Genomic DNA, 13,896 nt, shown 5'->3' with positions numbered 1-13,896 from the left:
CGGTTCAGAGGGCGCTTGTCAAAAGCCCATGCGCCCCAATTGCTTGGGGTCTCGCTGCCACTCCTTGGCGATCTTGATGTGCAGGTCCAGGTAGACGCGCCTGCCCAGGAGACGCTCGATTCCCGCGCGCGCCTCGGCTCCCACGGCCTTGAGGCGTTCGCCGCCCTTCCCGATGATGATGCCCTTCTGACTGTCGCGCTCGACATACAACTGGGCGCGAACGATCAGCACGGGCGTCCGAGGGTCGTCGGCGTCCTGTTCGCGCTCGACCATCTCCTCGACCATCACGGCAATCGAGTGCGGCAACTCGTCGCGCACACCCTCGAGCGCGGCCTCGCGAATGAGCTCCGCGACCATGACGTCTTCAGGCTCGTCCGTCACCTCGCCATCCCTGTACAGCACCGGGCCTGCGGGAAGGTGGCTCACCAGCACGTCGGTGAGCACGTCCACCTGGATGCCCTCGACCGAAGAGACGGGCACGATGTCGACAAAGTCGCCGAGTTCTTGGACCTCCATGAGGTGCGCTGCCACGCGGTCACGCGACACCTTGTCGACCTTGGTGACGATCGCGACCACGGGCGCCCTAGCCTCGCTCAGCTCGCGCGCGATCCACTTGTCGCCGGGGCCGATCTTCTCGTCGGCCGGGAGGCAGAAGCCGATGACGTCCACCTCGGCGAACGTCTCCCTCACCACGTCGTTCAGCCGCTCGCCGAGCAGCGTGCGGGGACGATGCAGGCCAGGAGTGTCGACGACGACCAGTTGGGCGTCGTCCCGATTGACGATGCCGCGGATGGCGCGGCGGGTGGTCTGAGGGCGCGACGACATGATGGCGACCTTCTCCCCCACGAGCGCGTTCATGAGGGTCGACTTGCCTGCGTTGGGACGGCCAACAAACGCGGCGAAGCCGGAGCGAAACTCAGTCATCTGAGGCGGACCTTCTTCTTCCATTGGAGCGGCCAGACGACCGATTCCTGCCGTCTGGAGCGGCGCCTCGATCGTCGGCACCGGCGGTCGGCACGGGGGTGCGCTCGACCAGTAGCCACGTGAGCCTACGCCTACGTCCCTCGGCACGCTCCGCCGTGAGCGTCAGCCCGTGCGCGTGTGCGGTCGATCCGGGAATCGGCACTTTGCCCAATGCCTTGGTGAGCAGCCCAGCCGCGGTGTCGACGTCGTCGTCCTCAATCTCGATGTCGAAGAGCTCGCCCAGCTCGTCGATCGCCAGCCGTGCGGGGACGCGAAACCGCCCCTCGCCTAGGTCGACCGCGTGCGGCTCGGCGCGATCATGCTCGTCCGTCAGTTCGCCCACGATTTCTTCCAGCGCATCCTCGATGGTCACGAGTCCCGCCACGCCGCCGAACTCGTCGATCACGATCGCCATGTGAAACACCTCGTCCTGCATGCGCCTCAGCAGGTCGTCGGCCGCCACGGACTCCGGCAAGAAGACGGGCTCGCGCATGTATTCGTCCACCGGAGTGTCGAGCGCGTCCTGGTGGTCCCACGTGGCGCGCACTACGTCCTTGAGGTACAGCAGGCCGCGCACGTCGTCCGTACCGTCGCCGATCACAGGCACGCGGGAGAAGCCGGATCTCATGAATAGCAGCATCGCCTTGCGCAGGGGCGTGCCTGCTGCGATGGTCACCATGTCGGTGCGCGGCACCATCACCTCGCGCGCAAGGGTGTCTCCCAGGTTCACGACGCCGCGAAGCAGTTCCGCATCCTCGTCCTCGAGCGCGTCTTGGGCCTTCTCCACCAGGTCCTCGGCCTCTGACAGAGCGGGCATGCGCAACACGGGAATCACACGGCGCACCGGCGTCGATAGTGCGATCAGGGCGACGCCGATGGGAGCGAGAACGTTCACCGTCGTCTCGGGATGCGCGCGCGCCGCCATGCGGGGGGCGGCCCGCACCAGCAGTAGCGAGTACGCGGCCGCGAGGGCCATGGTCGCGAGCGCGGCGACCCATCCGGGCCACGAGAGTTCCCTGCCCCAGGTCCACGCGAGCACGCTCCACGACACGAGCGCGACGGCCTCGAGGATGGCGTAGACGACGGACGCGGCGTTGTCCACCTCGTCGGTGTCACGCGCAAGCCTCGCCGCAAGGGTGGGACGGCCGTCCGCGCGTGTCGCCTCGCCCATCACCCGTTCCCTGGCGTGGGGAAGCTGCTCGAATGCCGCCACAATGGCGTGCATCACGGCGGCTCCCAGCATGCTCGCCAGCCCAAACGAGACGAGCAGCGCAATGGCCTCGGAACTCATGGGGCGCGCTGCGCGAGGAAGGTCAGCAAGAGGTTGCGCTGGAGGGCGAACATCTCCTTCTCTTCCGCCGGTTCCGCATGGTCGTAACCGAGCAGGTGGAGGATGCCATGCGTCGTCAGGAGAAGCATCTCCTCTTCGGCGGAGTGGCCCGCCTTCTTGGCCTGTTCCACCGCGACGGTGGGGCACACCACGATGTCTCCCAGCAGGCCAGCAGGCGTAGGCGTGTCCGGCGTGCCCGGCCGCAACTCGTCCATCGGGAAGCTCAGCACATCGGTGGGGCCCGGTTCGTCCATCCACTTGACGTGGAGGTCCGTCATGGCGGCCTCGTCCACGAAGAGGATGGCCAACTCCGCGTCCGATGCCACGTGCATCTGCCCCAACACGAAGGCACCCAGCGCGGCAAACTCCGCCTCGTCGATGGTGGCGTCGGTCTCGTTGTTGACTTCGATCACGCGTCAGTCTCCTTGCGCGGGGTGGGCCGACGCTCGGCGCCGTGCGCATAGCGGCGCTGCTGGCCATCGCGCGGCGCGCGCTCCCGCCTCGCCTCGTCGCCGGCGTAGGCGGTGATGATGTCGCTCACGAGTCGGTGGCGCACCACGTCTTGGGCTCCGAGTTCGCTGAAGCCGATGTCGTCGATCCCTTGCAGAATGTCGCGCGCGGCGCGCAAACCCGAGGTGGTGCCTCCGGGGAGGTCAACCTGAGTGATGTCGCCCGTCACCACCATGGTGGAGCCGAATCCCAGGCGCGTGAGGAACATCTTCATCTGCTCGCGTGTGGTGTTCTGCGCCTCGTCCAAAATGATGAACGCGTCGTTGAGCGTGCGCCCGCGCATGTACGCGAGCGGCGCCACCTCGATCGTGCCAGCCTCGATGAGCCTGGGGATCGATTCCGGGTCCACCATGTCGTGCAGCGCGTCATACAGCGGCCGCAAGTAGGGGTCGATCTTCTCCGACAGGGTCCCTGGGAGGAATCCGAGCCGCTCCCCCGCCTCAACGGCCGGTCTGGTCAGGATGATGCGCGACACCCGCTTGGCCTGGAGAGCCGCCACCGCCTGCGCCATCGCCAGGTAGGTCTTGCCCGTGCCAGCAGGGCCGATGCCGAAGGTGACGGTGTGGCGTTCGATTTGCTGCACGTAGGCGGCTTGCCCCTCCGTCTTGGGTCGGATGGTGCGGCCGCGCGAACTGAGAATGGATCGGGACAGGATGGCGACGGAACTGGGCGGGTCCTCACCGTGAGCGACGTCGTGGCGGGCGGCCGCCACCGCCGATCGCGCGCCCTGCAGCATGCGCACCGACTCGCGGGCCACGTCGGGGGTCAGGGGGACGCCCGCCGCGAGCAGCGAGCGAAGCTCCTCGATCGCGGCCGCGCACTCCGACACGTCAGCATCGTCACCCGTGAGGGAGATGTGGTTGCCGCGCACCAAAACGTCGACCGTGGGATACGCGCGCTCGACCTCCTTGAGCACGGAATCCGCGGTACCGAGCAACGCTGGCATCGTGGCGGCGTCGTCAACAATCACGACTCGGGATGAACTCACGCGTTCTCCCACTTGAGTTCGGCGCCACCCAGCACGTGGGCATGTGCGTGGAACACGCTCTGCCCCGCGGTCGGGCCCGTGTTGAAGATCAGTCGGAACTCCCCATCCGCCTCCGCGTCCGCCACTCGCTGCGCGACCGCGACCATCTCGGCAAGCACGTCGGGGATCTGCGCGGCGGCCTCCGTCACGTTTGCCACGTGTGCGATCGGCACCACCAGCACGTGCACGGGAGCCTTGGGCTCGATGTCTCGAAAGGCGACGACGTTGTCCGTACGCGCCACCACGTCGGCGGGGATGTCACCAGCCGCAATGCGGCAAAACAGGCAATCGCTCATGGCCCCAGCGTATTGCGCCCTGGCCCACTCGACCACGTGCCGCGCAATGCGGCCAGCGCCGCGATGCCTGCGGGGCCGGCTGAGGACGCCCTGAGAATGTGGGGACCGAGCAACACCGCCTCCGCACCAGCGGCCGTGAGCGCGTCCATCTCCGGCTGGGAAATCCCGCCCTCCGGGCCCACCACAAGCCACACGGGCTGATGCGGTCGGTCCCACGCGAGAGTGGCCAAGGGTGTGGCCGCAGCCTCGTGGAGCACCAACACCCGCTGCCCTGTCGAGACCGCGGATTCGACCTCGCGCACCAGTTGCGGCGTGGTCGTGAGCGGGCCGATCTCCGGCACGAGCGCCCTGCGGCTCTGCTTGACCGCCGCCACCACGAGCGATTGCCACGCTCGGCGCCCCTTGTCGACCTTGGGTCCCTTCCATTGCACGATGGAGCGGGCTGCCGCCCACGGCACGATGCGCGTGACGCCAAGTTCGGTGGCGGACTCGACGGCCTGCTCGGCGCGTCCGCCCTTCGCGAGCGCCTGCACGAGGATCACGGGTGGGTCGGCATCGGCGGCGATGCGCTCGACCGAGATGTGAATGCGGTCGGTTGCCACCTGGGCGATCACACCGGTGGCTCGCCGCCCTCGCCCATCGACCACGTGGACGCGTTCTCCCACACCGCGCCGCTGGACGGTGCCCGCGTGGCGCGCCTCGGCACCGCGGAGCGCCACCACTCCCCCAACGACGGCGTCGGCGACGTCAGGGCACACGAAAACAGGGGCACTCATGAAGACGAGAGTTTAGTAGCGGCCCATGAACGCTTCGCGCAAGCGCGAGAACACGCCACCGCCGATGGGCGCCAGCCTCGTCTCTGGGAACTCCTCGCCACGCAGCCGCGCCAGTTGGGTGAGCAACTCCGTCTGTTCCTCGTCAAGGTCAGTGGGCGTCTGAATGTCGAGGTGGACGTGAAGGTTTCCGCGGCCAGGGCGTTGCAGGCGGCCGACGCCGAGGCCCTTGAGCGTCACAGTCGAGCCCGCGTGGGTCCCCGGCCGCACGTCGATCTCTTGAGGTCCGTCGAGGCTCTCCACGGTGGCGACGGTGCCGAGCGCCGCCGCCGTCATGGGCAGTTCGAGCGTGCAGTGAAGGTCATTGCCCCTGCGCTCGAAGGTCTCGTGGGGGCGTTCGCGGATTTCGATGTAGAGGTCGCCGCGCGGACCCCCGCCTGGGCCAGCGTCGCCTCCACCCGACATCCGGATGCGCGTGCCCGTCTCCACGCCAGCGGGGATGTCGATGTCGATCGACCTGCGCTCGCGCGTGCGGCCCTGCCCTGAGCAGGAGGTGCACGGGCTCTCGATGATGGACCCGAAGCCGCCACAACGCGGGCAAGGGGCAGTGGTCATGACCTGGCCGAGAAGGGAGCGCGCGACGCGCTGCACCACGCCAGCCCCGTTGCACTGTGGACACGTGGTGGGCTGGGTGCCGGGCGAGCAACAACTGCCCTCGCACGTGGTGCACGTCTCGGCAAGATCCACCATCACCTCGCGGTGAGCGCCGAACACGGCCTCTTCCAACGTCACGTCCACCTCGACAAGAGAGTCCCCTCCCCGCTGCGTGCGGGACGCAGGGCCCCTGCGTGCGGAGCCTCCCATAGACGAGCCAAAGAACGTCTCGAAGATGTCTTCGAAGCCGAAGCCAGCTCCTGCGCCGGCCGAGGAGTTGCCGCCCCTGGGGTCCACACCGCGGTCAAACTGGGCGCGCTTGTCCGCGTTGCCCAGCACCTCGTACGCCGCGGCGACATCCTTGAAGCGGTCGCCAGCCTCCGGCCCGGCGACGTCAGGGTGCAACTCTCGAGCGAGCTTGCGGTAGGCCTTCTTGATCTCGGCCTCTGTCGCTGTTCTCGGCACACCGAGCACGGCGTAATAGTCCTTCACGTCTCCACCACTTTCGACAGGTAACGTGCCACGGCTCTCACCGCAGCCATCGTTCCCGGATAGTCCATGCGCATCGGTCCGAGCGCTCCTAACAATGCAGGCGAGGTCACGTTTCCGTACCCCGCCGCCACGATCGACGTGCCCGCCAGCGCCGCGTGACCGGTCTCCCGGCCGATGCGCACGGACACGCCTCCCTCTGATGCCATCTCGTGCAACAACCTGAGGAGGACAACCTGTTCCTCAAGGGCATCCAGAATCGAACTCACGGCGTCTGCCTTGAGGTCAGACCCCGCCCTGGTGAGGTTGCCGGTGCCGGAAAAGACGACGCGTTCAATGGTTCCGCCGCGCGCGGCGCCCACCACGGACGACGCAACCTCGCCTAACCACGAGTGCGTCGCGTGGTGCTCTGTCCACGACGAAAGAGCCGACTCTAGAGGTCCTGGCGTGAGGCCAGAAGCCGTCTCGTTGAGCTCACGAGCGAGACTCTCGAACTCTTCCTCCGTGACCGTCTCAGGGACGCCGATGGTCGCCTGCTCGACCCGAGCGTCGGCGCTTACCACCACGGCGAGGGCACGGTCGCTCGTCATGCGCACCAGCTCCACGCGGCGCACCGGGCTCTCGCGCAGCGACGGGTATTGCACGACCGCCACCTGGCGGGTGAGTTGACTGAGCAGACGAACGGATCGCTCGACCACGTCGTTGAGGTCCACTGCGTCGGATAGGAACGTGGAGATAGCTCGCTTGTGGCTGTCCTGCAGCGCGGCTGCGGCGAGCATGTCGACAAAGTAGCGATACCCCTTGTCGGTGGGGATGCGCCCGGCGGAGGTGTGCGGCTGCGCGATGAGCCCCTCTTCTTCGAGTGCCGCCATGTCGTTGCGAATGGTCGCCGGGGACACGCCGAGGTCATGGTGCTGCGCGAGAGCCTTGGAACCCACGGGCTCGCTCGTGGACACATAGCCCTCGACAATCGCCCGCAAGATCGCCTCACGTCTGTCGTCGCTCATTCCACCTCCCGTTGGCACTCGGCTGTCGCGAGTGCCAATTCTACGCGGTCCTCAGCGCACGGAGTCTGAGGTCGGGCAAGTGCGCGCTAGCGTGTGGTGCGGAGGCGATGATGACTTACCTTGAACGCACGAGCGCGAGCACGGGAGTGGCGGGGCTCGCCCACCTCGCGGCGCTGACCGGACCGGTCATTCCTGTACTCATCTACGCGGCACGGCGGCGCACCGATTCGTTCACCTCCACCGAGGCCGCGAAGGCCACGAACTTCTCGTCAGCGCTGGTCGCGGCCATGGTTCTGGCGGCCGTCACAAAAATGTATGTGCCTTTCATCGGCTTTCTCGGTACATTGGCGCTGTGGGTATTTCCCGTCGTGGCGATCTACTTCAGTCTGGCAGGATTTTGGCTGGCACGGCGCGGCAATCCCGCACACTATCCGTTCCGACTCAAAGTGGTGAAAACACATGACTGACACACCCCCTCCCGCAGCAGCGGCCCCGCTCAGCGACTCTGATGCGCGCACCTACGCGACGATCGCCCACGCGGGAAACATCATCTTCCCCGCGATCGCGCCGCTCATCATGTGGCTGATCGGTAAGGACAAGAGCACGTTCGTTGACCAAGAAGGCAAGGAAGCCCTGAACTTCGGCATCCTCGCCGCGATCGTCTACATCGTCAGCTCCATCCTGATGCTCGTACTGATCGGCTTCCTGACCTGGGCCGCCATGGGAATCTGCGCGCTGATCTTCGGCATCCAGGGCGCCATGAAGGCCAACAAGGGCGAGAACTACCGCTACCCGTTCAGCCTGCGCCTCATCAAGTAGTCCTCAGGGTTTCACCCTGATCTCACTCAGGGCCCCGAATCGGTCACAAGGCCGATGCGGGGCCCTGAATCGTTTTGGCACAGTGGAGACATGACAGAGAACAACTCCCCGTCCACGGACGAAGGCACCCCGGCTCCCGCCCCGGCCCAAGTCGGACCGACGGTGCAACCCATGCTCGAATCAGAAGCTCGCACCTGGGCGATGCTCGCGCACGTGATTGCTGCGGCGGCTGCGTTGCTCAGTGGCGGCACTCTCGCGATCGTTGCTCCCCTCGTGATCTGGCTGGTTTACAAGGACCGCTCCGCTCTCGTGGATCACCACGGCAAGCAGAACCTCAACCTGCAGATCACTACTCTCGTGCTCGGCGCCGCCGCGGTGGTCGTGGGCCTGCTGCTGTTTGTGGTGGGGCTCGCCGTCACCTTGCCGCTGTGGGGCTTGTACGTGCTCTACGCAATCATCATCTCGTTCGTGGCAGGCGTGAAGGCCGCCAACGGCGAGTACTACCGCATCCCCATGGCGATTCAGTTCGTCAAGTAAGGTCGCGCACCGCGGCATCGGCCACGAGCCTGCCGCGACGCGTCAGCACCAGCACTCCCCGCAGGGCCGATGCCCCGTCCAGCACATCGTTCGCGATGAGCCTGGCAATGGTGTCGGCCCTGTCGCGTGCCACGGCGGACGCCGGGATGCCCTCCACCAGACGCAAGCCGAGCATGATCCGCTCCACGGCGAGATCATCGTCGTCCAGTTCCTCTCGGCCGTCGGCCGGGTCTTGTTCCTGACCCACTCGGGTCGCGTAGGCCAAGGGATGCTTCACGTTCCACCACCTGGTCGCGGGCAGTGCCTCCCCGTCCCGGCCGACGCGCGGCCCCAGGTAGGAGTGAGCACCCGGCCCAACGCCCCACCAGTCTTGGCTGCGCCAGTACGCGAGGTTGTGGCGGCAGGCCTGGCCCGGACTGCGCGCCCAGTTGGACACCTCGTACCAGCCGTAACCGGCAGCGGTGAGCGCCGCATCGGCCGCCTCGTACATGTCGGCCTGGGTGTCTGGGTCCGTCGGGGCAATCTGTCCGCGTCGCAACTGAGCCCCCATCTTGGTTCCCTGCTCGATGACGAGCGCATAGGCGCTCACATGGTCCGGCTCAAGCCTGATGGCCTCCGCCAGACTCGCCTTCCAGTCCTCGAGCGACTCCCCCGGCGTGCCATAGATGAGGTCGAGGCTCACCGCGAGCCCGGCCCCGCGCGCCCACGCGACGGCGCGCTCCACGTTGGCGGGATCGTGGGTGCGCTCGAGAGTGGCGAGCACGTGCGGCACTGCAGATTGCATGCCGAAGGACACCCGGTTGAAGCCCGCAGCAGCGAGCGCCGCGAGCGACTCGGCCGAGACTGAGTCGGGGTTCGCCTCGGTGGTGACCTCGGCGTCGGGAGCCAGCCCCCAGTTGTGTCGCACCCCGTCCAAGAGCCTCGCCAGCGCCGAGGCGTCGAGCATCGTGGGCGTGCCGCCGCCAAGGAACACGGTGGACGCGGGACGATCATCGGCGCCCATGACCCTCCTGGCCATCGCCATCTCCGCCAGCGCGGCCTCGACATAGCCCTCGCGGGTCGCGCCCTCCACCTCGCCTGGTGCGTAGGTGTTGAAGTCGCAATACCCGCACCGCACCCGGCAGAAGGGCACGTGGATGTAGACGCCAAAGTCGCGCGTCGCCGGATCGGACGCCGGGACTGCGGCGGCCACCGCGTCGGTCACGACTTCTTCTTGCCCTTGTCGGCTCCATCGTCCGAGGTGCTGAGCGCGGCGATGAACGCCTCCGGCGGCACCTCGACAGAGCCGATGTTCTTCATGCGCTTCTTGCCAGCCTTCTGCTTCTCGAGCAGCTTGCGCTTGCGCGAGATGTCGCCGCCGTAGCACTTGGCGAGCACGTCCTTGCGGATGGCGCGGATGGTCTCGCGGGCGATGATGCGCGCACCGATCGCCGCCTGAATGGGCACCTCGAACTGTTGCCTGTCGATGAGGTCCTTGAGCTTGCCCACCATGGACAGCCCGTACTTGTAGGCCGCGTCCTTGTGCACCACGGCGCTGAAGGCATCCACCGTCTCGCCTTGAAGCAGGATGTCCACCTTGACGAGGTCGGAGGCCTGCTCGCCTGAGGGTTCGTAGTCGAGCGAGCCGTAGCCGCGCGTGCGCGACTTGAGCTGGTCGAAGAAGTCGAACACCACCTCGGCGAGCGGCAGCGTGTAGTGCATCTCCACGCGGGTCTCGCTGAGATAGCTCATGGTGCCCATCACGCCGCGACGTTCCTGGCACAGCTCCATGACGGTGCCGATGAATTCGCTCGGCACCAGGATGGTCGCCCGCACGATCGGCTCGCGCACCTGGGCGATCTTGCCTGCCGGGAACTCTGAAGGGTTGGTGACGGTGTGGATCTTGCCGTCCTCCATCTCCACCTCGTACACCACGTTGGGCGCGGTAGAGATGAGCTCGAGGTTGAACTCGCGTTCGAGCCTGTCTCGCACGATCTCGAGGTGCAGCAGGCCCAGGTAGCCGCAACGGAACCCGAAGCCGAGCGCCACGGAACTCTCCGGCTCGTACACGAGCGAAGCGTCGTTGAGCTGCAGTTTGTCGAGGGCGTCGCGCAAGACGGGAAAGTCCGAACCGTCCAGGGGGAACAGGCCCGAGTAGACCATGGGGCGCGGGTCTCGGTAGCCGGGCAGAGACTGCTGGGCGCGCCGCCCCGCGAGCGTCACGGTGTCGCCCACCTTGGACTGGCGCACGTCCTTCACGCCGGTGATGAGGTACCCCACCTCACCCACACCCAGCCCCTTGGTCGGGACGGGCTCGGGGCTGATCACGCCGATCTCGAGCAGATCGTGGGTCGCGAGAGTCGACATCATGGCGATCTTCTCGCGCGGCTTGAGCTCGCCATCGATCACGCGGACGTAGGTGATGACGCCGCGGTAGGTGTCGTACACCGAGTCGAAGATCATGGCCCTTGCGGGTGCCGACGCGTCCCCCACAGGCGCGGGGATGTCGCGCACCACCCTGTCGAGCAGCTCGCCGACGCCCTGGCCGGTCTTGCCGCTGACGCGCAGCACGTCCTCCTCTGCGCAGCCGATCAGCTGCGCCAGCTCTGCGGCGTAGCGGTCTGGGTCTGCGGAGGGCAGGTCGATCTTGTTGAGCACAGGGATGATGACGAGGTCGTTCTCCATCGCCAGGTACAGGTTCGCGAGCGTCTGCGCCTCAATGCCCTGAGCCGCGTCGACCAGCAACACAGCGCCTTCACACGCGGCGAGCGATCGGGACACCTCGTACGTGAAGTCCACGTGGCCGGGAGTGTCGATCATATTGAGGGCGTGGTCCTTGCCCTCCACCTCCCACGGCATGCGCACCGCCTGAGACTTGATCGTGATGCCCCGTTCGCGCTCGATGTCCATGCGATCCAGATACTGAGCACGTGACGCGCGCTCGGAAACCACGCCAGTGATGCCCAGCATCCTGTCGGCCAGCGTCGACTTGCCGTGGTCGATGTGAGCGATGATGCAGAAGTTGCGAATGAGCGCCGGCGCGGTGGCGGCTGGCTCAATGGAGGATGCGGGCACGGGTAGCGGGACTTCCTTCGACGACGTCAGGGACGTCTATCGTCCCACGGCGCGAGGCTTCAGTGATTTCTCTTGATGCCGATACTGAGAACGATGCCACAATGGGCACGCGAGTCGAAAGGAAGGGCGCATCACATGGCGACGCGTGACGACCTTTTCGGGCTCACCTTTCGCGACTCCCCCATCGGCATGGTCATCATGGACCAAGGCGGCCGCTACGTCGAGGTGAACGAGGCTTTTGCCCGCATCCTGGGTCGCAGCGCGAGCGAGTTGGAGCGCCGCCACTTCGCCGAGTACACCCACCCAGACGATCTGCCGCGCGACGCGGAGTTGATGACACGGCTCGCGGCTGGCGAGTTGCCGTTCTATCAGGTCCACAAGCGACTGCTGCACCACGATGGCGACACCATTTGGGTGCGCGTCACCGTGTCAGACGTGGTGACAGCCGACGACGGCGAGCATCACTACGTGGCGCAGGTAGAAGACGTTACCGAGATTCGGCGGGCCCGCGACCTCCTCGAGCGTCGCTCCCTGTACGACCACCTCACGGGACTCGGGAACCGCACCCTGCTCATGGAGCGGCTTGACCGCGCGCTCATCAGCCACGAGCCGCGCGCAGCCACCGTGGCCTGCATCTTCCTCGACGTCGACCATTTCAAAGCGGTCAATGACTCGCTCGGACACGACGCAGGCGACACCATGTTGGTCGAGATCGCCAGGCGCATCCAGGGGGCGGTACGTGCCGCCGACACCGTGGCAAGGCTCGGAGGCGACGAGTTCGTCATCGTCGTCGAAGACGTCATGGGCGTCGACGCCGCGAGCGCCGTGCTGCACGGGATCGCGGCGGCGATCAGCCAGCCGTTCCACATCGCTGGCCACGAGCTCGCGCCGTCCGTGTCCGGCGGCCTGGCGATCGCCTCGCCTGGGCTCACCGCCGAGTCGCTGGTGCGCAACGCGGACATGGCCATGTGCGCGGCGAAGCAAGGCGGCCGTGCGCGCCTCGAGGTCTTTGACGAATCGATGAGGGAGACGGCTCTCACCAAGCTGTCCATCGAATCGGAACTCCGATCTGCCATCCGTGAGGGTGAACTGGTGGTCCACTACCAACCGGTCGTGGACCTCGAGACACAAGAGACCGTCGCTTTTGAGGCACTCGTCCGCTGGCAGCACCCCGTCAGGGGCCTGCTCCTGCCGGACGAGTTCATCCCCATCTCGGAAGACGCCAACCTGGTGGTGCCGCTCGGGTCAGCGGTGCTGCACGAGGCGTGCGAGTTCCTGGCCGCTCGCCCGGACTTCACCGGTCGGGTATTTGTCAATGTGTCGACGCGCCAGATTGGCTCCGCCGACCTCGCACGCGTGGTGCGCAGCGCGCTCGATGCGTCGGGTGCATCGCCCCACCAGCTCGGCCTCGAGATCACGGAGTCAGGGATACTGCTCGCCACCGCGTCTGCCCGCGCCGACCTCAAGGCGCTGACAGAGCTTGGAGTCGACCTCATCCTCGATGACTTCGGCACGGGCTACTCGGCGCTGTCGTCCGTCTTGCAGAACCCCGTGTCCGGGCTCAAACTCGCCCGCGAGTTCACGTTGCGCCTGGGAGACAGGGGAACGGGAGATCGCATCTCAACGGCCATGGCGGCGCTGACGCGCTCCCTCACCATGTATGGCGTCATTGAGGGCATCGAGACGGAGGCACAGTTTGCCATTGCCCGCCGTCACGGCTGGCAACTGGGTCAGGGCTTCCTGTTCGGTCACGCCGTGCCAGCCAGCGAGATCACGCTCGGGTTGCCGGTGGACGGCGGCGAGGCCGACGCGCCAACCACGGCTCCCATGCCGAATTGGCTGGAAGACGCCAGCCCCCGCTAGCCTGATCGGCATGCGCCCCACCATCGGCAGTATGGCAAGGGCCGTCGCGGCCGCAGTGCGGTCCTCCTCCCGCCGCAGGCCATCCTCGCCGCGTCCCGAGCGATCGGCACAGGGACGCCGCCGCTACCCTGGCGACTTCACAGGCTCCTTCACGCCGCGCTACGCCGCCAAGCTCGATGGCCGCGCCGACCCGGGCGAGATTCTGTGGACGTGGGTGCCGTACGAGGACGACTTCACTCAAGGCAAGGATCGCCCCGTGCTCGCCGTCGGTGAGGCCAAGGGCTGGCTGCTCTGCCTCATGCTTTCGTCCAAGGATCACGACCGCGACGCCGCCGACGAGGCGCGCTGGGGACGACGCTGGATGGACGTGGGCGCCGGGCCGTGGGACAAGAAACGGCGCCCAAGCGAGGTGAGACTCGATAGGATCATCAGGATCCACCCGGACGATGTACGCCGGGAGGGTGCCGTCCTAGACCGGAAGACCTTTGACAAGGTCATTGGCTCGCTCTGAACCAGCCATGCTGGTATGCTAGGACGCCGTGTGCGCGCAAGAGCGACGCACGAGAACCGTCGT

At 66.7% G+C, this 13,896-nt stretch carries 15 protein-coding genes; 5 read left to right on the top strand and 10 right to left on the bottom strand.

What is annotated here, in order from left to right; all coding sequences use genetic code 11:
• Positions 1-18: 18 nt before the first annotated feature.
• The 8 genes from era to hrcA are packed head-to-tail and all read right to left on the bottom strand — an operon-like array spanning position 19 to position 7,049.
• Complete coding sequence (gene era, locus QZZ33_RS10760) at positions 19-924, bottom strand: GTPase Era (RefSeq protein WP_291380016.1); 906 nt, start codon at positions 922-924, stop codon at positions 19-21.
• On the bottom strand, positions 917-2,254 hold the full coding sequence (locus QZZ33_RS10755) for a CBS domain-containing protein (protein ID WP_291380015.1): 1,338 nt from the start codon (positions 2,252-2,254) through the stop codon (positions 917-919). Before QZZ33_RS10755 ends, era begins: the two co-directional genes overlap by 8 nt.
• Positions 2,251-2,706: an rRNA maturation RNase YbeY gene (gene ybeY, locus QZZ33_RS10750; protein WP_291380014.1), complete on the bottom strand. Its 456-nt coding sequence runs from the start codon at positions 2,704-2,706 to the stop codon at positions 2,251-2,253. The genes QZZ33_RS10755 and ybeY overlap by 4 nt, the downstream gene beginning before the upstream one ends.
• Positions 2,703-3,749: a PhoH family protein gene (locus QZZ33_RS10745; protein ID WP_291380041.1), complete on the bottom strand. Its 1,047-nt coding sequence runs from the start codon at positions 3,747-3,749 to the stop codon at positions 2,703-2,705. The genes ybeY and QZZ33_RS10745 overlap by 4 nt, the downstream gene beginning before the upstream one ends.
• Before the next feature lie 38 nt (positions 3,750-3,787).
• Positions 3,788-4,126: an HIT domain-containing protein gene (locus tag QZZ33_RS10740; RefSeq protein ID WP_291380013.1), complete on the bottom strand. Its 339-nt coding sequence runs from the start codon at positions 4,124-4,126 to the stop codon at positions 3,788-3,790.
• The gene (locus QZZ33_RS10735) at positions 4,123-4,902 is read right to left on the bottom strand and encodes a 16S rRNA (uracil(1498)-N(3))-methyltransferase (protein ID WP_291380012.1); all 780 of its coding nucleotides are present in this window, start codon (positions 4,900-4,902) and stop codon (positions 4,123-4,125) included. The genes QZZ33_RS10740 and QZZ33_RS10735 overlap by 4 nt, the downstream gene beginning before the upstream one ends.
• Positions 4,903-4,914: 12 nt before the next feature.
• A complete protein-coding gene (dnaJ, locus tag QZZ33_RS10730; RefSeq protein WP_291380011.1) occupies positions 4,915-6,045 on the bottom strand; it encodes a molecular chaperone DnaJ in 1,131 nt (376 codons plus the stop codon).
• The gene (gene hrcA / locus QZZ33_RS10725; protein WP_291380010.1) at positions 6,042-7,049 is read right to left on the bottom strand and encodes a heat-inducible transcriptional repressor HrcA; all 1,008 of its coding nucleotides are present in this window, start codon (positions 7,047-7,049) and stop codon (positions 6,042-6,044) included. The genes dnaJ and hrcA overlap by 4 nt, the downstream gene beginning before the upstream one ends.
• A 107-nt stretch (positions 7,050-7,156) precedes the next feature.
• On the opposite strand from hrcA, the gene QZZ33_RS10720 reads away from it, so the two are divergent.
• The 3 genes from QZZ33_RS10720 (at position 7,157) to QZZ33_RS10710 (ending at position 8,405) form a co-directional block, all read left to right on the top strand.
• Positions 7,157-7,516, top strand: a complete 360-nt coding sequence (locus QZZ33_RS10720) for a DUF4870 domain-containing protein (protein ID WP_291380009.1) — start codon at positions 7,157-7,159, stop codon at positions 7,514-7,516.
• A complete protein-coding gene (locus QZZ33_RS10715; RefSeq protein ID WP_291380008.1) occupies positions 7,509-7,868 on the top strand; it encodes a DUF4870 domain-containing protein in 360 nt (119 codons plus the stop codon). The genes QZZ33_RS10720 and QZZ33_RS10715 overlap by 8 nt, the downstream gene beginning before the upstream one ends.
• Positions 7,869-7,958: 90 nt before the next feature.
• Positions 7,959-8,405 (top strand): DUF4870 domain-containing protein, encoded by a 447-nt coding sequence (locus QZZ33_RS10710; RefSeq protein WP_291380007.1) that lies wholly within the window; start codon positions 7,959-7,961, stop codon positions 8,403-8,405.
• Here QZZ33_RS10710 and hemW read toward each other — a convergent pair.
• Together hemW and lepA are read right to left on the bottom strand one after the other, a co-directional pair.
• On the bottom strand, positions 8,398-9,609 hold the full coding sequence (gene hemW, locus QZZ33_RS10705; protein ID WP_291380006.1) for a radical SAM family heme chaperone HemW: 1,212 nt from the start codon (positions 9,607-9,609) through the stop codon (positions 8,398-8,400). The two genes, QZZ33_RS10710 and hemW, sit on opposite strands and share 8 nt — an antisense overlap.
• On the bottom strand, positions 9,606-11,459 hold the full coding sequence (gene lepA, locus QZZ33_RS10700) for a translation elongation factor 4 (protein ID WP_291380005.1): 1,854 nt from the start codon (positions 11,457-11,459) through the stop codon (positions 9,606-9,608). The genes hemW and lepA overlap by 4 nt, the downstream gene beginning before the upstream one ends.
• 135 nt (positions 11,460-11,594) lie before the next feature.
• Here lepA and QZZ33_RS10695 point away from each other — a divergent pair, with 135 nt between their 5' ends.
• Positions 11,595-13,322 (top strand): EAL domain-containing protein, encoded by a 1,728-nt coding sequence (locus QZZ33_RS10695; protein ID WP_291380004.1) that lies wholly within the window; start codon positions 11,595-11,597, stop codon positions 13,320-13,322.
• A 10-nt stretch (positions 13,323-13,332) separates the two neighbouring features.
• A complete protein-coding gene (locus QZZ33_RS10690; RefSeq protein ID WP_291380003.1) occupies positions 13,333-13,833 on the top strand; it encodes a type II toxin-antitoxin system PemK/MazF family toxin in 501 nt (166 codons plus the stop codon).
• Positions 13,834-13,896 lie beyond the last annotated feature (63 nt).

The sequence above is a fragment of the Demequina sp. genome, assembly GCF_016278775.1.
GTDB lineage: Bacteria > Actinomycetota > Actinomycetes > Actinomycetales > Demequinaceae > Demequina.
The sequence above is the reverse complement of the archived record's forward strand: the minus strand, read 5'-3'. Positions and strand labels throughout refer to the sequence as shown.